Genomic DNA, 17,924 nt, shown 5'->3' on the forward strand with positions numbered 1-17,924 from the left:
CTAAAGCCTCGCAGAATTGCAATCCAGGGGCGTCGTAGTATTAAATTTTGCAACCTGTATTGAGGCTTTCTTAATGCTCCTCCCCCCACTTTCGATCGCGATATTACAGGCGATCACATTCGAGGATTTCGGTCGCCTCCTGCCATTCTCGATTTGGGAGAACGAGCATGCTCAGCGCCGTATCGTCTTTGAGCGCCACCTATTCGGGCAGCTCCGCGCTGCTGCTTCTCCAATCCGTATCGATGAGTCAGACCGGCACCGACGGCAAATCCTATACCGCCTCCGCGGGCTTGGCCCTGACCTCCAACCACACCGCCAGTGCGGCGGTCGACCTCCTGATCCGCATCATCATGGATGCCCAAGGCAATAGCCAGGTCGAGATCGACGCAGAGCGCGGGACGGCGACAGCCAAGACCGGCGATGGCGATGATACGATCACCATCCGCGCGGGCGGCGCCTATGGTGTGTCGAGCGGCGGCGGCGACGACATCATCGACATCGTGGCGACGAATACCGAGTTCAAAAAACCCAGCGATCTATACTCGGCGGTGGACAACGTCGACAGTGGCGACGGCAACGATCAGATCCTGATCGACGCCCAGGGACCTGTCACCCGCGTCTATGGCGGGGCCGGCGACGACCTTGTGACGATTTCCGGCACGGGCGGCGGTTCCGGATACTACAATCCGATGAAGCTGGGGGTAGACAATATCGACGGCGGAGCCGGCAACGATACGCTGCAACTCGTCAGTTCCGCGGGCATCAGCCGGATCGGCGGCGGCGACGGCAATGATATCGTCGACATCAAGGCCGGCGGTTGGGTCAGCAATGTCGACGGTGACGCCGGCAATGATATCATGGACGTCGTGGCCGGCCAGATGGCCACCTCGATCCATGGCGGCGACGGCAACGACACGATCACCGCGCAGGCAAAAGACGTATCAGTTCTCGACGGAGGCGCCGGTGACGACATGATCGTCGTCAATGCCTCATATGCGAGCTACATCGATGGGGGCGACGGCAACGATACGATCATCGTCACCGCGGACGGCTTCCTCAGAAATATTTCGGGCGGCAAGGGCGACGACCATGTCGTGCTCGACAACAAGGGCCGGACCGAGGCCAGCTACTATTTCAGCGCCGGCGATGGCCGAGATGTGATCGTCACCAAAGGCCCGCTCGAAATCAGCGGCTTCAGCGAGGACGGCACCCGGCGGCTCGACATGAGCAAGGCCAGCATCACCATGGACGGCGACACGGTGACGATCGGCTTTGCCGGCACCACGGACAGCATCACCGTGAAGCTCGGCGGGCGGATGGCCGATGCCGGCAACGTCCATCTGGTCTACAGGCCGGAAACACAGTCGCTGCTGATTGCCGACGACCGGTATATTGCGGAGAATTATCCGCCCCAGATGGTATTCAACCCGCCGGAAGGCAGTCACCTGGGCTCCTTCCAGCGGTAAGGCTTCTTCCGCAGGCGCGAGCTCGGCGACCGTATGCGGCAACGCCTCCTTCGAGCCTGATCGTAGGACCGCCCCGCCTCCGGGAAAACGTCAGCTTTTTCTTTACCAAGCGCTTACCGCGCAAAGCGATGCCGCTGTCTCGCGACCCTCGGCTGCTATAATCTGTTCTCAATCAATGTCCGGTATGATGGCGGCATGTGAAAGACGGGACCTGCGGCCTCTGATGGACCGCATGCCGGAGGACAGAGCCATCACCAGCATCACCAACTCGTTCTATCGGAACTCCAATGCAGGCGCCTATGCCTCGTTGCTGTTTTCCGGTTCGTCCAATTCGGCGAGTTCCTCTTCCGGCAGCGCCCAGGGTTTCACGTCGGGCAGCGCGGGCGGCATCGAGCCAGACACGCAGGGGCCGGCGCAGCGGGCGCTGGCGCGGATCGTCGAAATCCTCGCGCTCGGCAAGGCAGAGGACACGTCCGAGGTGAACGTCAGCGAAAGCCTCGGCTATATAACCCACGCATCCGGCAGCGAAGGCGACGACAGCCTGACGATGACCGGCCGCGCCGTCTACGATGTCGATAGCGGCGCCGGTGACGATACGTTGAAGATCAAGACAGCTTCCGTCTCCGGCGTCGAGGCTGGCGACGGCGCCGACAAGGTCGAGGCAAAGGCCACCCTCTTGCGCGCCATAAACGGTGGCGCCGGCAAGGACGACATCCAGCTTGCAGGAAAGCTGGCGATGGAGATTTCGGGCGGCAGCGGTGCCGACAGCATCCGGATCTCGGCCGAGACGATGACCGGCATCGATGGCGGCGACGGCGACGATACGCTCTATCTCGAAGGACGCCGCATCTTTGCCTCGGGCGGTGCAGGTAATGACACCGTGACCATCCACCAGACCGGCAAACCGGCCGGCAAGGGCGTCGTCGAATACACGTTCGGCAAGAATGGCGGCCAGGACACGGTGACCACGGATGGGCCGATCTCGCTGCGGTTCGACGGCTATTTCGAGAAGGATGTCAGCATTTCCGTCAAGGACAACGTGCTGACCGCCTCTTTCAAGGGCTCGGACGACAGGATCACGGTGACGCTTGACGAGAAGGCGCTGAAGGGCGGCGCCCTCACTTACGGCTTCTCCTTCGATAAGGGACAAACGATCCTCAAGATCGGCTGATCCAACCTCCCAAGCAAAAGCATGCCCTACCCGGGGAGATTATCGGGGGTATCGCCGGTTCTCCCGGTGATACCCCGATGGCTATCATTCCGTCGGCGGTGCCGCGGGCTCGACGACGGGCTCGGGAACCGGTACCGGCGCCGGCCGGAACGGCGCCGCGTCGACCGGCAGGCCCGACAGGCGGATGATGGTCGGCAGCCCCCATTTGCGGCCGTTGACCTGCTCATCGGCATTGAGGCCGGGCTTGCCGGCAGCGACCAGATCCGCCTCGACGCTGTCGAGCAGCTCGTCCTTGTCGGGCGTCCATCCGGGTTCCAGATTGAAGAACGACAGAGGATCGCCCTTCAGGAGACCTGCGAACGTCGCCGCGACGATGATCGAGCCGAGCGTTCCCAGGCGATCGCCGGCGCCGCCGACGGTCAGCGTCGAGCCTTCGACCTGGGCGTCGAATTCGGCCTCCTTCAGGATATAATACCAGAGGGCTTCCCGCTCGGTTTCAGCGATATTGATGATCGGGATGTCCAGGAGCTTGGCGACCTCTATGGCCGACGGCAGCTGCATCCTGACGCCGCGCACCAGATTGCGGGCCGCAAGCACGTTGAGGATCCTGGTGTTGTCGCCCGGCTTGTCGGGATCCTCCGGCAGTTCGCGCAGCGCATTCGCCAGTACGCTGTCGAACTTGCGGGCCACCTGCGGGAATGTCGGCCGCACGGAGGACGACATCCTGAGGAACCAGTCCCACTGGACGACCCGGTCCAGGTGCAGCGCGCGAAACCCTCTGAGGTCCTCGGCATTGAACTTGAAGGTCGGCGTGAAAACGCCGACGCCCTTGGCGAAATTCGTCTGGTAGCCGTTGCGGACCAGCGAATGCCCGAACCGGTAGGCAGCGACCGAAAACTCCAGCGGCATGAACGGATTGTTCTTCCAGTCGTAGACGTCTTCGTAACCGAGCTCCCAGAAGGTTCGCCCGTTGCCGGCGTCGCGATCCTTGCGAAGCGCCCGCTTGTGGACGGAGGGATCGCAGATGCGGGCCATGTAGTCGTGCCAGATAATCCACTGGTAGAGACGCCGCAGCGTCTTCCGTGCCGCCTCGAAGGCCTTCCTGGACGACATGCCCTTCTTGACCGCCGCCTTGACGAGCGTGTTATGGGCCAAGAGGAAAGCCAGGTGCAACTGGGCGACAATGGCGTTCTCGTCATTGCGCGGGTCGCCGATCAGAGCGGTATCCTGGCCAGCTGCGCGCGGCAAATCCTTGAACGGCGTGCCGGCGATCTCGCCGATCCGAAAACAGCCCGGCGCAGTCTTGTCGTAGAGATAGGGCTGCGCATCCGGCCCCTGCCCGTAAATGCAATCAAGATCGAGCCGCGGCGTCCGGAAGTTATGAAGCCGGTTCGGATCGAGTTCCGCCTCGCTGAGCGGCGTCGTGTCCAGCGTCAGGTCATGGTCGATGAACTGACCGAAATAGACGTAACCGGACGGAAGTTTGGAGTCGCCCGCAGGCGGCGCCGTCGTATCGACCATCTTGGTCGCGACGAAATTCATGAAATAGGCTTCGAGTGCCGCAGCACTACCTATCCCTGCACCTGTAAAACCGGTTGTATCCGGCTCCCAGCCCGGAAGTTCTGGAAACAACCGTCCGAAACCTCCCTGGTAAAATCGAGAACGTGGTGCGGTTACTTCAAAGTTCTTCTCTCCATGATGCATGACAAATTCCCCTCCACTTTGACTGAATACCCTCCAGCACTTTTCCCGCAGCGGACTATACTCCGATTACTCGGATTTTCAACCTTAATGACCGTTAACTCTACCTTAAGTATAATTTAGGCATCGCTAATTGAATATGCTCGACGAACCGCCCTTGCCTTCTCTCCAAAAATCCGTATAAGCGCCCTGTTCGCAACACCCGGTCTTCTGGCTGGTGGCTGAACGGAGGGCAGGCTTCCTCGAAAAGGACGCCGCAGGGACCACAGGGTCCAAGCCTCCCGTGTCTCCGCTCTCGACCGTCTCGATACAACACTTTTCTTGCCTGGGATCTTCCCGTTCAGGAGCAGTCGTTGAGGCTTAGCCGCCGAGGTCCGGGTAGACAACCGCAAGAAAAGGCAAAGCTTACATGGCTCTTTACGAACACGTATTCCTTGCCCGGCAGGATATGTCCGCTCAGCAGGTTGATGCCCTCGTCGAACAGTACAAGGGCGTCATCGAAGCTAACGGCGGCAAAGTCGGGCGCATCGAAAACTGGGGCCTCAAGTCCCTCACCTACCGCATCAACAAGAACCGCAAGGCTCATTACGCCCTGATGGACATCGACGCCCCGGCTCCGGCCGTGCACGAGATGGAACGCCAGATGCGCATCAACGAAGACGTTCTTCGCTACATGACGATCGCCGTCGAGAAGCATGAAGAAGGTCCGTCTGCGATGATGCAGAAGCGCGACCGTGACGACCGTCCGCGCCGTGATGGCGACGACCGTGGCCCGCGCCGCGAATTCGGCGACCGTCCTCCGCGCCGCGAAGGCGGCTTCGGCGACCGTCCGGACCGTGGTCCGCGTGAAGGCGGCTTCGAGCGCCGTCCGCGCGAAGACCGTGCGTAATAGAGGCTAAGGAGAAAAGACCATGGCTGACGTATCATCATCCTCCTCCCAGGCACGCCGTCCGTTCCATCGCCGCCGCAAGACCTGCCCGTTCTCGGGTGCCAATGCGCCGAAGATCGACTACAAGGACGTACGCCTCCTGCAGCGCTACATTTCCGAGCGTGGCAAGATCGTTCCGTCCCGCATCACGGCCGTTTCCCAGAAGAAGCAGCGCGAACTCGCCCAGGCGATCAAGCGCGCCCGCTTCCTCGGCCTGCTGCCCTACGTCGTAGCGTAATTTCCGAATACCGGACCCGCTGATTAAGAGTCAGCGGGTCTATCCCTTTCGCGATGGGCGCGGATCGGAACCTCTAAAACCCCATGTTGGGGATGAAGCGCCTGAGAGATCGATTCAGGACTTGTCCCCTAACTGCTTCAAAAAGCAGGACAGCGAGACCGTGACGAACAAGATACAGACAGTGCTGCCCACCGGCATCCTTGCCGGCATTGCCGCCACCCTGCTCGTGCTGGGTGCGAATGCGCAGCTGTCCTTTGCGTCCGTGCTCTACGCCGCCTCTTCGCTTCCGATCTTCATCGCCGGCCTCGGCTGGGGCAACCGCGCGGCCGTTATCGGCATCGTCACTGCCGGCATCCTTGGCGCCATCCTCGTGTCACCGATGTTTGCGGTCGCCATGGCGGTGTTCACGCTGATCCCGGCGGGCTGGCTGTCGCATCTCGCCAACCTTGCGCGTCCCGCTTCCGAACTCGGCGGCCCGGACAACCTGATGGCCTGGTACCCGATCTCGGACATCCTCCTGCATCTCTGCGGCCTGGTGACGATCGCCGTCATCGCGCTCGGGGTTGCGATCGGCTACGGCCCGGAACTCACCAACCGGATGGTCGACGCGATGATCGCCGCTCTGCAGGCCCAGGAGCCTGCATTCACACCGGAACCGGCGGGCATGGCGCAGACCAAGTCGCTGCTGGTGCTGATGCTGCCGCTCGTCCAGGGCGGCGTCTGGGTGACTCTGCTGTTTGCCGCCTTCTACATCGCCGTGCGCATCGTGTCGCGCTCCGGCCGGGCCGTCCGCCCGCGCGAGGATATGCCCTCAGCGCTGCGTATGAACCGGCACGCGATCTTCATCTTCCTCGGCGGCATCGTGCTCGCTTTCCTCGGCGGCGTTCCGGCAATGATCGGCGCGACCATCTGCGGCACGTTCGGCGCCGGCTTCCTGATGGCGGGTTTCGCCTCCTTGCACTTCCGCAGCCTCGGCAAGGACTGGCGCATCCCGGCCCTCGTCCTCTGCTATCTCTCTTCCATACTCGTCCTGCCGGCGATCGCGATCCTCATCCTGGGGCTTTCCGACACAAGGCGGACGATCGCGCTGACCCCGCTCAAAGCCGGCGCGAGCCCCGACAACAAGACTACCGACAACAAGATTGACTGATCGAAAGGAAACCTAACCATGCAAGTCATTCTGCTTGAACGCGTGCCGAAGCTCGGCCAGATGGGCGAAACCGTCAAGGTCCGCGACGGCTTTGCCCGTAACTACCTCCTGCCGCTCGGCAAGGCTCTCCGCTCCAACGAAGCCAACAAGAAGCGCTTCGAATCCGAGCGCGCCACGCTCGAAGCACGCAACCTCGAGCGCAAGGGCGAAGCCGCCAAGGTCGCCGAAGTTCTCGACGGCAAGTCCTTCATCGTCGTGCGCGCCGCCGGCGAAACCGGCCAGCTCTACGGTTCGGTCGCTGCCCGCGACATCGTCGAGGCGCTCGCTGCCGAAGGCTTCAACATCGGCCGCAACCAGGTCGATCTCAACACCCCGATCAAGGAAATCGGCCTGCACAAGGTCGTCATCCACCTGCATGCGGAAGTCGAAGTTTCGGTCGAACTGAACGTTGCCCGCTCGGCTGAAGAAGCCAGCCGCCAGTCCCAGGGCGAAAGCCTCACCTCCGCCGACGCCATCTACGGCGTCGACGAAGATGCGCTGCGTCCGGAAGACTTCTTCGATCCGGAAGCCGACGGCGCCGGCGACGACGAATAAGCGTCGTTCCCAAGACTGTTCAAAGAACGCCCGGGCCGACAAGGCCCGGGCGTTTTTTTGTCTATTTTCAGCGTGTAGGATGAAGTCTCGCGCCAACGATTCGCCGATTGCCACAGTCAAACGGATTCGTGCCGTTTTCCGTAATTTTGTAAGCAGCCTGTGAATCACTGTGTGTAGCGAACTGAATCATTTCAGGACGCCTCGCAACCCGTTAGAACCGACGGCTTGGCAGCAGGACAGGACGGACAAAAGACCATGAACGACGCAGTACGCAAGCTCGCCAACATCCAGCCGGCAGAGCCGCATTACCGCGAAGCCCCGAACAATATCGAGGCCGAACAGGCGCTTCTCGGCGCGATCCTGGTCAATAACGACGCCTATTACCGCGTCTCCGACTTCTTGAAACCCGTCCATCTCTACGAGCCGCTGCACCGCAAGATCTTCGAGGTCGCCGGCGACATCATCCGCATGGGCAAGACCGCCAACCCGGTGACGATCAAGACCTTCCTGCCCGCCGACGACAAGGTCGGCGACCTGACGGTGGCGCAATATCTAGCGCGCCTCGCCTCCGAAGCCGTTTCGATCATCAACGCGGAGGACTACGGTCGGGCGATCTACGACCTGGCGCTCCGCCGCGCGCTGATCACCATCGGCGAGGACATGGTCAACATCGCCTTCGACGCGCCGCTCGACATGCCGCCGCAGACGCAGATCGAGGATACGGAGCGCCGCCTGTTCGAACTTGCCGAAAACGGCCGCTACGACGGCGGTTTCCAGTCGTTCAACGACGCGGTGGCGCTCGCCATCGACATGGCCGGCCAGGCCTTCGAGCGCGACGGCCATCTCTCCGGCATCTCGACCGGCATCATGTCGCTCGACAGCAAGATGGGCGGGCTGCAGCGTTCCGACTTGATCGTGCTTGCGGGACGCCCCGGCATGGGCAAGACTTCGCTCGCCACCAACATCGCCTACAACATAGCCGCCTCCTACGAACCGGAAGTCCAGCCGGACGGTTCGTTCAAGGCCAAGAATGGCGGCGTCGTCGGCTTCTATTCGCTCGAAATGTCGGCCGAACAGCTCGCCACCCGTATCATTTCCGAGCAGACGGAAGTCTCCTCGTCAAAAATCCGCCGCGGCGACATCACCGAGGCCGATTTCGAAAAGCTCGTCGCCTGCAGCCAGATGATGCAGAAAGTGCCTCTTTTCATCGACCAGACCGGCGGTATCTCCATCGCCCAGCTTTCCGCCCGCGCCCGACGCCTCAAGCGCCAGCGCGGCCTCGACTGCCTGGTGGTCGACTATATCCAGCTGATGACCGGCTCGGGCAAATCCGGCGAGAACCGCGTCCAGGAAATCACCCAAATCACCACCGGCCTGAAGGCGCTCGGCAAGGAACTGAACGTGCCGATCATCGCGCTGTCGCAGCTCTCCCGCCAGGTGGAAAGCCGCGACGACAAGCGCCCGCAGCTCTCCGACCTTCGCGAATCGGGCTCGATCGAGCAGGACGCGGACGTGGTGCTGTTCGTGTTCCGCGAGGAATATTACGTGAAGAACATGGAACCCCGCGACATCGCCGACCCGAAATATCCCGAATGGGAAGTGCTGATGGACAAGGTCAAGGGCACGGCGGACGTGATCATCGCCAAACAGCGCCACGGACCGACCGGCACCGTCAAACTCGCCTTCCAGTCCGAATACACCCGCTTCGCCGATCTGGCCGACCCGAGCTTTACGCAATACGAAGAGCATTGATGGGGAGGTCGCATTCTCTCTTCTCCCCGGCGGGGAGAAGATGCCCGAGGGGCAGATGAGGGGGACTTGCGGCAAACTCGACCTATTGTGGCAGCCCCCTCATCCGGCTGCCGCCACCTTCTCCCCGCTGGGGGAGAGGAGACATGCCGCGCCGTTCTTCCCTATGAACTCCCGCATGCCGATTTCGATCTGCGCAGCGTTGCCTGACTTCCCGACGGCCTAAAAGATTGTGCAGCGCGAAGGATTTTGCCGGAGCGGTCTTTTTCCTGCCTTCGAAACCGGTAGGATCGTTGCAACCGTTCTCCTGCCTTACGAGCCGACATGACCGATTTCGACAGCGAACTTTCCTATCCCGACGATTTCGATATCGCGCCCGTCCGGCTGACGGTCGATCTCGGTGCGCTTGCCGACAACTGGCGGGAGATGGCGCGGCGTTCGGGAACGGCGCGGACGGCGGCCGTCGTCAAGGCCGATGCCTACGGGCTCGGGCTGGAGGATTGCGGCATCACGCTTTACGAGGCCGGCGCCCGGGATTTCTTCGTCGCCGTGGCGCGGGAAGGCGTGACGCTGCGTGCCTATGCGCCCGACGCGCGCATCTATGTTCTCTCCGGCATCTGGCCCGGCCAGGAGGCGATGTTCTTCGAACACGATCTGGTGCCGGTTCTGGCCTCGGAAGAACAGCTCGCCTTCTGGATGTCGGTGACATCGGAATATGGCGACCACCCCTGTGCGCTGCAGGTCGATACCGGCTTCAATCGTCTCGGCCTGCCGCTTGAGGATGCCATCGCCTTTGCCGACGACGTGTCGCGGCCGGCAAGCTTCTCGCCCGTTCTGGTGCTGTCCCATCTTCATAGCGGCGACACCCCCTCCTCGCCCCTCAACCAGAAACAGCTTTCGGCCTTCCAGAAGGTCGCGGAGGCTTTCGACGGCATCGAGACGAGCCTTTCGGCTTCCGCCGGGATCTTTCTAGGCCCCGAATACCATTTCGATCTCACCCGCCCCGGCATCGCGCTTTATGGCGGCGAGGCAATCGTTGGCGTACCGAACCCGATGAAGCCGGTCGTCAAGGCGGAAGCCCGCATCATCCAGATCCGCGACGGGAAAAAGGGTGAGACGGTGAGCTATGGCGGAACCTACCAGCTCTCCCGCGACAGCCGGCTGGCGATCGTGTCCGCGGGCTATGCGGACGGCTACAGCCGAGCACTCTCCGGCTCCGGCGTACCGTTGCGCCAGACGGTCGCCCAGGGCGGCTTCGGTTTCGTCGCCGGCCGCAAGGTTCCGGTCATCGGCCGCATCACCATGGACCTGACGATCTTCGACGTCACCGATATCCCGGCATCGGAGATCCAGGCCGGCGACTATGTCGAGCTGTTCGGCCCGAACATAGCCGTCGACGACGTTGCCCGTAACGCCGGCACGATCGGCTACGAACTGCTGACCAGCCTCGGTCTGCGCTATGAGCGCAGGTATATCGAAACCGAATAGCTGCCGCCCTCCTTGCCATCAGCCGCATTTTCGGGTTAGAGAGCAATAGTTCCGCTTTTGTTCACGGTGGAATTTGTGAATATCGAAGGCGGCACCTGATCCCATGGCAAAATCCAAAACCCAATTCGTGTGCCAGAACTGCGGCACGGTGCATAACCGCTGGGCCGGCAAGTGTGACGGCTGCGGCGAGTGGAACACCATTATCGAAGACGACATGATGGGCGGCATCGGCGGAGGCCCCGGCAAGGTGCCGAAGAAGGGCCGTGCCGTGGCGCTCACCACGCTGTCGGGGGAGACCGAGGAAGCGCCGCGGATCTTCACCGGCATTTCCGAACTCGACCGGGCGACCGGAGGTGGGTTCGTGCGCGGTTCGGCGGTGCTGGTCGGCGGCGATCCGGGCATCGGCAAGTCGACGCTGCTGATGCAGGCGGCCGCCGCGCTTTCCCGCCGCGGCCACCGGATCATCTATGTCTCGGGGGAAGAGGCGGTGGCGCAGGTCCGGTTGCGTGCCCAGCGGCTGGATGCCGCCGATACCGAGGTACTGCTCGCGGCCGAAACCAATGTCGAGGACATCCTCGCCACGATCGGCGAAGGCAAGCGCCCCGACCTCGTCATCATCGATTCGATCCAGACGCTGTGGAGCGACACGGCCGATTCGGCGCCCGGCACCGTCACCCAGGTGCGCACCGGCGTGCAGGCGATGATCCGCTTTGCCAAGCAGACCGGGGCCGCCATGGTTCTCGTCGGCCACGTCACCAAGGAAGGCCAGATCGCCGGCCCGCGCGTCGTCGAGCACATGGTCGATGCGGTCCTCTATTTCGAAGGCGACCGCGGCCACCACTACCGTATCCTGCGCACCGTCAAGAACCGATTTGGGCCGACCGACGAGATCGGCGTCTTCGAAATGTCCGACAAGGGGCTTCGCGAAGTCACCAATCCGTCCGAGCTTTTCCTCGGCGAGCGCAACTCGAAATCGCCAGGCGCCGCCGTCTTTGCCGGCATGGAGGGTACGCGGCCGGTTCTGGTCGAGGTGCAGGCGCTGGTGGCGCCGACCTCGCTCGGCACCCCGCGGCGTGCCGTGGTCGGCTGGGATTCGTCTCGCCTTTCGATGATTCTCGCGGTGCTTGAGGCCCATTGCGGCGTCAAGCTCGGACAGCACGACGTTTATCTCAACGTCGCGGGCGGTTATCGCATCACCGAGCCGGCGGCCGACCTTGCGGTCGCTTCCGCACTGGTATCCTCGCTTGCCGGTCTTGCCCTGCCGGCCGATTGCGTCTATTTCGGCGAAATCAGCCTCTCGGGGGCGGTGCGGCCGGTTTCGCAGACCGCCCAACGTCTTAAGGAAGCTGAGAAACTTGGTTTTGCAGGAGCGATGCTGCCGGCCACGTCCGCGGAGGTGCCGAAGGGCTCGAACGGACGCTGGGTGACGATCGAGGACCTGCCGGACCTGGTGTCACGCATCGCCGGTTCCGCTTCCAAGCTGAGGCAAACGCCGGAAGATGATTGATCTTCCGTTAACAAGCCCGCTGATGTATGACGGCTGCGGTAAGGCGGGGCGCCGGGCTTGAAGCCGGCAAGTCTTGAAGTCGGCAAGTCTGGAGTAGATCATTTATGCCCATCACGATTTTCGACGGTATCGTCATCGGTGTGACGCTGTTTTCCGCCGTGCTCGCCATGGTTCGCGGTTTTTCGCGAGAGGTGCTGTCGATCGCAAGCTGGGCCGGCTCGGTTGCCGCCGCCTATTACCTCTACCCGCTGGTCCTGCCCTATGTGAAACCTCATCTCAGTGACGAGCGTATCGCGATCGCCGCATCCGCCGGCGCCATTTTCATCATCGCGTTGATCATCATCTCGTTCATCACCACGAGGATCGCCGATTTCATCATCGACAGCCGCATCGGCGCGCTCGACCGGACGCTGGGCTTCCTGTTCGGCGCCGCCCGCGGCATCCTGCTGCTCGTCGTGGCCGTCGCGTTTTGGAACTGGCTGGTGGCCGCCAACGCGCAGCCGAGCTGGGTGACGCAGGCGAAATCGAAACCGTTCCTCGACACGCTGGTCGCGCGCCTCGAAGCCGTGCTGCCCGCCGATATCGAGCCGCAGATCCGTGCCCGCATCCTCGGCCGCGGGGCAGCGCCGACCGATGGCGCTCCGGCTCAGGATCAGCCGACGGCAGACGACGCGCCTGCGACAAATAATTGACGCGATCTTGCGCTTGATGCAGCGCAAAACGTCACCATTTGTGGTATCATTCGCATTCAAGTGAAAAGCAGGCTGGTTTCCGGGGAGGTTCTCCTCGGCCGGCCTTTCCATTTTTCCGGCAGGGACAGGTTGTCCAAAAGGATAAGGGGCCAAGATGAATCAGGCGGTTTCCGAGACGTTCGCCGAAGACAGCGTCAACGAGTGGGATGGCGATACGCTGCATGAAGAATGCGGCGTGTTTGGCATTCTCGGCCATCCCGAGGCTGCGACGCTGACGGCGCTCGGGCTGCACGCCCTGCAGCATCGTGGTCAGGAAGCGGCCGGCATCGTCTCCTTCGACGGGTTGCGCTTCCATTCGGAACGCCGCATGGGCCTCGTCGGCGACCATTATACCGATCCCGTCACCCTTGCCCGCCTGCCCGGCAATATCGCGATCGGCCACAACCGCTATTCGACCACCGGCGAAGTGGCGCTGCGCAACGTCCAGCCGCTGTTTGCCGAACTCGAAGTCGGCGGCATCGCGGTTGCCCATAACGGCAATTTCACCAACGGCCTGACGCTGCGCCGGCAGTTGATCGCCGGCGGCGCCATCTGTCAGTCGACCTCCGATACCGAAGTCGTCCTGCATCTCATCGCCCGCTCCCGTTATTCGTCGACGGCCGACCGGTTCATCGATGCGATCCGGCAGATGGAAGGCGGCTATTCGATGCTCGCCGTCACCCGCACCAAGCTGATCGCCGCGCGCGACCCCACCGGCATCCGCCCGCTGGTCATGGGCGAACTCGACGGCAAGCCGATCTTTGCTTCCGAGACCTGCGCGCTCGACATCATCGGCGCCAAGTTCGTCCGCGACGTGGAGAATGGCGAAGTCATCATCTGCGAAATCCAGCCGGACGGCTCTATCTCGATCGATGCCCGCAAGGCCGGCAACGGCCAGACCGAACGGCTCTGCCTGTTCGAATATGTCTATTTCGCCCGTCCCGATTCCGTCGTCGGCGGCCGCAGCGTCTATGTCGCCCGCAAGAACATGGGCATCAACCTCGCCAAGGAAGCGCCGGTCGAAGCCGACGTCGTCGTGCCTGTGCCGGATGGCGGTACGCCGGCCGCGCTCGGTTACGCCCAGGAAAGCGGCATTCCGTTCGAATACGGCATCATCCGCAACCACTATGTCGGCCGCACCTTCATCGAGCCGACCCAGCAGATCCGCGCCTTCGGCGTCAAGCTCAAGCATTCCGCCAACCGGGCGATGATCGAGGGCAAGCGCGTCGTGCTCGTCGACGATTCGGTGGTGCGCGGCACCACGTCCCTGAAGATCGTGCGGATGATCCGCGATGCCGGCGCCAAGGAAGTGCATCTGCGTGTCGCCAGCCCGATGATCTACTACCCGGACTTCTACGGCATCGACACGCCGGACCGCGACAAGCTGCTCGCCAACCAGTACGACAGCCTCGAAGCCATGTGCCAGTATATCGGCGCCGACTCGCTCGCATTCCTGTCGATCAACGGCCTCTACCGCGCCGTCGGCGGCGAGGACCGCAACAACGCCCGCCCGCAATTCACCGACCATTACTTCACCGGCGACTACCCCACCCGCCTGCTCGACAAGGACGGTGAGACGATGGGGCGCAAGGTTTCAGTTCTGGCGAGCAATGGCTGAGGTGAGCTTCTTCCGAAGCTGAAATCAAACGTCGAGCAAGCTCACATCGGGAGCCCTGAAAGCTTCTCCCGCGCGCAAGGACTTGCGCGCAGTGGATCCCTGTGACAAGCACAGGGATGAGGGAGATTGGGGCGGGACTGGTGCAAAAAGCAGCCGCCTCCTCCGCAGAGATATCGGCATGCGCATCGCATTTTGAGGGCGGAATATCATGGACATCGATCTGAAGGGCAGGATCGCGCTGGTGACCGGCGCGTCGCGCGGCATCGGCTATTTCACGGCGCTGGCGCTCGCAAAAGCCGGCGCGCATGTGATCGCCACGGCCCGCACCGTCGGCGGCCTCGAGGATCTCGACGACGCGATCAAGGCGGCCGGCGGCACCGCCACCCTCGTCCCCTTCGACATTACCGACATGGCCGCGATCGACAAGCTCGGCGCCTCTATCTTCGAGCGCTGGGGCAAGCTCGACATCCTCGTGGCGAATGCCGGCATCCTCGGCGTCATCTCGCCGCTCGGCCATATCGAGGCAAAGGTGTTCGACAAGGTGATGCTGACCAATGTCACCGCCACCTGGCGGCTGATCCGCTCGGTGGAGCCGCTGCTGACCAAATCCGATGCAGGCCGCGCGCTGATCATGTCGTCGGGCGTGGCATCCAAGGCGCCGGCTTTCTGGGGGGCCTATTCGATCTCCAAGGCGGCCGTCGAGAACATGGCCCGCATCTGGGCTGCCGAGACCGCCCACACCCCGCTCAAGGTCAACATCGTCAATCCCGGCGCCACCCGCACCGCCATGCGAGCCCAGGCCATGCCCGGCGAGGACCCGGAAACCCTGCCGCATCCGTCGGAAGTCGCCGAAAAGATCCTCTTCCTTGCCTCCCCCGATCTTCAGGATACCGGTCGCCTGTTCGTCGTGCGCGACAACAAGTTCGTGGATTTTCGCGCGCCGGAATAGAGGCGACCCCTTGCCGCATGGGCGCGCTTGTATTTGACATTGGTCAATTCTGGGGTCGATAGGAAAAACCGCCCCAGACTGACCGCCGCAATGCAAGGACGTCCATGAAACCCGACCTTACCGAAGAACAAAGAGAACAGGCGACGGCAACCGCCAATCTGGTCGCCGCAGCGATGGCCCGCCTTCACCGCGAGCATGGCGAGGCCGCTGTCATGGAAGCCATGCGGCTGATCAGTTCCGCCATGACCGATGACGCGCGGCGCAAATCCATTGCCCAGGCTCTGCTCGACAACAGCAACCCGCCGACCGAAAGCAGCAGTTGAGGCGGCCGGATAGGTCAGACGCGGCGGAAAGGCTCCTCCTCGCCTCCCTGGAGCCTGACGCCTGCGGCTGGAAACCGATCAGCTTCGGCGATCCCGGCTGCAGCCTCGGCCACCGACCATATCGGCGCATGCCGATATCCGCCAAACCTGCTGTGATCCTCCGAATTGCCGTGGCCTCTACCCCATGCATAAGAATCGATTTCCCGCTATGCTGAGGGGCCTGCGACAGGGTGCAGGACCTTCATATTACGGGGGAATATCTGATGAGAAACATCGCCTTCTATTTCTTCGGCGCGGCTGTGCTCTGTGTCACCGTCGGCATGTTCTGGGGCATTCAGATGGCTATCTCCGGCGACCACCTGATGGCGCCGGCGCATGCGCATCTGAACCTGGTCGGCTGGACGACGATGGGGCTTTTCGGCCTCTATTATACGGTAACGCCGGCGGCGGCCGATTCCGTGCTGTCGAAGGTCCATCTCGGCTTTGCCGTTCTCGGCGTGCTCTGTCTCGTGCCGGGCATCGCGATGGCGGTGTCCGCGGGGGGCGAAGCCCTTGCCGCGATCGGCTCGATCCTGACCGTGGTGTCAATGCTGATCTTCCTGTTCACCGTCGCCAGGAACGGCATCGGCCGCAAGACGGCGTAAGGCGATTTCGAACATCCAGCGCGGGTAAAGCCCACTTGACCAAACGGCCTGCCCGCGCCATAACCACTTCCATGAAAACGGCGATTTCCATTTGTGGGATCATTATCCGCTAGTGTTCGCGCTGGCCCGGCCGTTTTCGTCTCTCGAAAAGCCTTGAAGACAAACGACCCGGCCCGGTCGATGGTTGCCGTGCAGGCTTTTGGGGAGAATGTCGATGAGCACTTCGCTCAGGTTCTACAATACACTGACCCGTGAAAAGACGGCGTTCGCGCCGATCGACCCGCAGAACGTGCGCATGTATGTCTGCGGTCCGACGGTCTACGACTTCGCCCATATCGGCAATGCCCGCCCGGTCATCGTCTTTGACGTGCTCTACCGGCTGCTCCGCCATGTCTATGGCGAGGCCCACGTCACCTATGCCCGCAACATCACCGACGTCGACGACAAGATCAACGCCCGGGCGCTGAGGGATCATCCCGGCCTGCCCCTCAACGAGGCGATCCGCGCCGTCACCGAAAAGACCGAGACGCAGTTCCACGACGATGTCGCCCTGCTCGGTAATCTGGAGCCGACCGTGGAGCCGCGGGCGACCGACAATATCGCCGAAATGATCGAGATCATCGGCAGGCTGATCAGCAACGGCCATGCCTATGTGGCAAAAGGCGAAGTGCTGTTCGACACGAAGTCGATGGCGGACTACGGCCAGCTTTCCAAGCGCCCGCTCGACGAGCAGCAGGCCGGCGCCCGCGTCGCGGTCGATGCGCACAAGAAGAACCCCGGCGACTTCGTGCTGTGGAAGCTCTCCTCCCACAACGAACCCGGCTGGGAAAGCCCCTGGGGCCGCGGCCGTCCGGGCTGGCATATCGAGTGCTCGGCGATGAGCCGGCGTTATCTCGGCGAGGTGTTCGACATTCATGGCGGCGGGCTCGACCTGATCTTCCCGCACCACGAGAACGAGATCGCCCAGTCGCGCTGCGCCCACGGCACGGAGGTGATGGCGAATGTCTGGATGCACAACGGCTTCGTGCAGGTCGAAGGCCGCAAGATGTCGAAGTCCGAGGGCAATTTCGTCACAATCCACGACCTGCTGCACACCGAAAAATTCGGCGGCCGCAAATGGCCGGGCGAGGTGCTGCGGCTCGCCATGCTAATGACCCACTATCGCGAGCCGATCGACTTTTCCGTGAAGCGGCTGGAAGAGGCCGAGCGCCTGCTCGCCAAGTGGCCGGCGGCCGAGGTGTCCGGTGCCGCCCCTTGCGATACGGTGACGAACGCGCTTGCCGACGACCTGAACACGGTGGCTGCCGTGCAGGCGCTGCACGCGCTGGCGCAGGAGGCCCACGGCGACCCGGACGCCCTTGCGGTGTTTGCCGCCAGCGCTGCCCTGCTCGGCGTACTGCCCGAGAAAACCGAGGTCGATGAGGCGCTGGCGTCTGCCGTGGATGCCCTGGTCGCGATGCGGCTCGAAATGCTGAAGGCAAAAAATTTCGCCGAGGCCGACAGGATACGCAACGAACTGTCGGACAAGGGCATCCAGCTGAAGGACGGCAAGGACCCGGCAACGGGTGAACGGGTGACGACCTGGGAGGTGAAGCGGTAAGATGCAGCTGGCGCCGGGAGATACCCCCCTCTGCCCTGCCGGGCATCTCCCCCTCAAGGGGGGAGAT

Annotated in this window: 16 protein-coding genes; 15 read left to right on the plus strand and 1 reads right to left on the minus strand. The window is 62.6% G+C overall.

Annotation, left to right across the window (positions count from 1 at the left end; translation table 11 throughout):
- The first annotated feature begins 167 nt into the window (after positions 1 to 167).
- Positions 168 to 1,466 carry a calcium-binding protein gene (locus ACZ9EJ_RS11845; RefSeq protein ID WP_046640402.1) on the plus strand — a complete coding sequence of 433 codons (1,299 nt, stop codon included), beginning with the start codon at positions 168 to 170 and terminating at the stop codon, positions 1,464 to 1,466.
- Between the two features lie 232 nt (positions 1,467 to 1,698).
- Complete coding sequence (locus tag ACZ9EJ_RS11850) at positions 1,699 to 2,637, plus strand: RTX toxin (protein ID WP_255742882.1); 939 nt, start codon at positions 1,699 to 1,701, stop codon at positions 2,635 to 2,637.
- Positions 2,638 to 2,721: 84 nt separating this feature from the next.
- Here the strand turns inward: ACZ9EJ_RS11850 and ACZ9EJ_RS11855 are convergent, their stop codons facing one another.
- Positions 2,722 to 4,269 carry a peroxidase family protein gene (locus ACZ9EJ_RS11855; RefSeq protein WP_255736513.1) on the minus strand — a complete coding sequence of 516 codons (1,548 nt, stop codon included), beginning with the start codon at positions 4,267 to 4,269 and terminating at the stop codon, positions 2,722 to 2,724.
- 478 nt (positions 4,270 to 4,747) lie between these two features.
- On the opposite strand from ACZ9EJ_RS11855, the gene rpsF reads away from it, so the two are divergent.
- The 13 genes from rpsF to cysS all read left to right on the plus strand — a co-directional run bounded on the left by rpsF (position 4,748) and on the right by cysS (position 17,857).
- Positions 4,748 to 5,227 (plus strand): 30S ribosomal protein S6, encoded by a 480-nt coding sequence (gene rpsF, locus ACZ9EJ_RS11860; RefSeq protein WP_038541657.1) that lies wholly within the window; start codon positions 4,748 to 4,750, stop codon positions 5,225 to 5,227.
- A 22-nt stretch (positions 5,228 to 5,249) separates the two neighbouring features.
- A complete protein-coding gene (gene rpsR / locus ACZ9EJ_RS11865; RefSeq protein WP_007771634.1) occupies positions 5,250 to 5,504 on the plus strand; it encodes a 30S ribosomal protein S18 in 255 nt (84 codons plus the stop codon).
- A gap of 160 nt (positions 5,505 to 5,664) precedes the next feature.
- On the plus strand, positions 5,665 to 6,654 hold the full coding sequence (locus ACZ9EJ_RS11870) for a hypothetical protein (protein WP_046629977.1): 990 nt from the start codon (positions 5,665 to 5,667) through the stop codon (positions 6,652 to 6,654).
- An 18-nt stretch (positions 6,655 to 6,672) separates the two neighbouring features.
- Positions 6,673 to 7,248 carry a 50S ribosomal protein L9 gene (rplI, locus tag ACZ9EJ_RS11875; RefSeq protein ID WP_046629976.1) on the plus strand — a complete coding sequence of 192 codons (576 nt, stop codon included), beginning with the start codon at positions 6,673 to 6,675 and terminating at the stop codon, positions 7,246 to 7,248.
- A gap of 255 nt (positions 7,249 to 7,503) precedes the next feature.
- Positions 7,504 to 9,000 carry a replicative DNA helicase gene (locus ACZ9EJ_RS11880; RefSeq protein WP_037080796.1) on the plus strand — a complete coding sequence of 499 codons (1,497 nt, stop codon included), beginning with the start codon at positions 7,504 to 7,506 and terminating at the stop codon, positions 8,998 to 9,000.
- A 321-nt stretch (positions 9,001 to 9,321) separates the two neighbouring features.
- A complete protein-coding gene (gene alr, locus ACZ9EJ_RS11885) occupies positions 9,322 to 10,485 on the plus strand; it encodes an alanine racemase (protein ID WP_046640400.1) in 1,164 nt (387 codons plus the stop codon).
- Positions 10,486 to 10,588: 103 nt separating this feature from the next.
- Positions 10,589 to 11,992: a DNA repair protein RadA gene (radA, locus tag ACZ9EJ_RS11890; RefSeq protein WP_046629974.1), complete on the plus strand. Its 1,404-nt coding sequence runs from the start codon at positions 10,589 to 10,591 to the stop codon at positions 11,990 to 11,992.
- A 104-nt stretch (positions 11,993 to 12,096) separates the two neighbouring features.
- A complete protein-coding gene (locus tag ACZ9EJ_RS11895) occupies positions 12,097 to 12,684 on the plus strand; it encodes a CvpA family protein (protein WP_046640399.1) in 588 nt (195 codons plus the stop codon).
- Positions 12,685 to 12,838: 154 nt separating this feature from the next.
- Complete coding sequence (gene purF, locus ACZ9EJ_RS11900) at positions 12,839 to 14,341, plus strand: amidophosphoribosyltransferase (RefSeq protein ID WP_046640398.1); 1,503 nt, start codon at positions 12,839 to 12,841, stop codon at positions 14,339 to 14,341.
- A 208-nt stretch (positions 14,342 to 14,549) separates the two neighbouring features.
- Positions 14,550 to 15,290 (plus strand): SDR family NAD(P)-dependent oxidoreductase, encoded by a 741-nt coding sequence (locus ACZ9EJ_RS11905; RefSeq protein WP_046640397.1) that lies wholly within the window; start codon positions 14,550 to 14,552, stop codon positions 15,288 to 15,290.
- A gap of 104 nt (positions 15,291 to 15,394) precedes the next feature.
- Positions 15,395 to 15,613, plus strand: a complete 219-nt coding sequence (locus ACZ9EJ_RS11910) for a hypothetical protein (protein ID WP_046640396.1) — start codon at positions 15,395 to 15,397, stop codon at positions 15,611 to 15,613.
- Positions 15,614 to 15,876: 263 nt separating this feature from the next.
- Entirely contained in the window at positions 15,877 to 16,257 is a 381-nt protein-coding gene (locus ACZ9EJ_RS11915) for a hypothetical protein (protein WP_046629969.1), read from the plus strand.
- A 214-nt stretch (positions 16,258 to 16,471) separates the two neighbouring features.
- On the plus strand, positions 16,472 to 17,857 hold the full coding sequence (gene cysS / locus ACZ9EJ_RS11920; protein ID WP_255742881.1) for a cysteine--tRNA ligase: 1,386 nt from the start codon (positions 16,472 to 16,474) through the stop codon (positions 17,855 to 17,857).
- The last annotated feature ends 67 nt before the right edge of the window (positions 17,858 to 17,924 follow it).

The organism is Neorhizobium sp. USDA 3394, from assembly GCF_056280385.1.

Bases quoted from the DNA above. Each gene is read 5' to 3' on its own strand.
- cysS (WP_255742881.1), top strand. From the start codon at position 16,472: ATGAGCACTTCGCTCAGGTTCTACAATACACTGACCCGTGAAAAGACG.
- alr (WP_046640400.1), top strand. From the start codon at position 9,322: ATGACCGATTTCGACAGCGAACTTTCCTATCCCGACGATTTCGATATC.
- rpsR (WP_007771634.1), top strand. From the start codon at position 5,250: ATGGCTGACGTATCATCATCCTCCTCCCAGGCACGCCGTCCGTTCCAT.
- rpsF (WP_038541657.1), top strand. From the start codon at position 4,748: ATGGCTCTTTACGAACACGTATTCCTTGCCCGGCAGGATATGTCCGCT.
- ACZ9EJ_RS11850 (WP_255742882.1), top strand. From the start codon at position 1,699: ATGCCGGAGGACAGAGCCATCACCAGCATCACCAACTCGTTCTATCGG.
- ACZ9EJ_RS11915 (WP_046629969.1), top strand. From the start codon at position 15,877: ATGAGAAACATCGCCTTCTATTTCTTCGGCGCGGCTGTGCTCTGTGTC.
- ACZ9EJ_RS11845 (WP_046640402.1), top strand. From the start codon at position 168: ATGCTCAGCGCCGTATCGTCTTTGAGCGCCACCTATTCGGGCAGCTCC.
- rplI (WP_046629976.1), top strand. From the start codon at position 6,673: ATGCAAGTCATTCTGCTTGAACGCGTGCCGAAGCTCGGCCAGATGGGC.
- ACZ9EJ_RS11895 (WP_046640399.1), top strand. From the start codon at position 12,097: ATGCCCATCACGATTTTCGACGGTATCGTCATCGGTGTGACGCTGTTT.
- ACZ9EJ_RS11905 (WP_046640397.1), top strand. From the start codon at position 14,550: ATGGACATCGATCTGAAGGGCAGGATCGCGCTGGTGACCGGCGCGTCG.
- purF (WP_046640398.1), top strand. From the start codon at position 12,839: ATGAATCAGGCGGTTTCCGAGACGTTCGCCGAAGACAGCGTCAACGAG.
- ACZ9EJ_RS11880 (WP_037080796.1), top strand. From the start codon at position 7,504: ATGAACGACGCAGTACGCAAGCTCGCCAACATCCAGCCGGCAGAGCCG.
- ACZ9EJ_RS11910 (WP_046640396.1), top strand. From the start codon at position 15,395: ATGAAACCCGACCTTACCGAAGAACAAAGAGAACAGGCGACGGCAACC.
- radA (WP_046629974.1), top strand. From the start codon at position 10,589: ATGGCAAAATCCAAAACCCAATTCGTGTGCCAGAACTGCGGCACGGTG.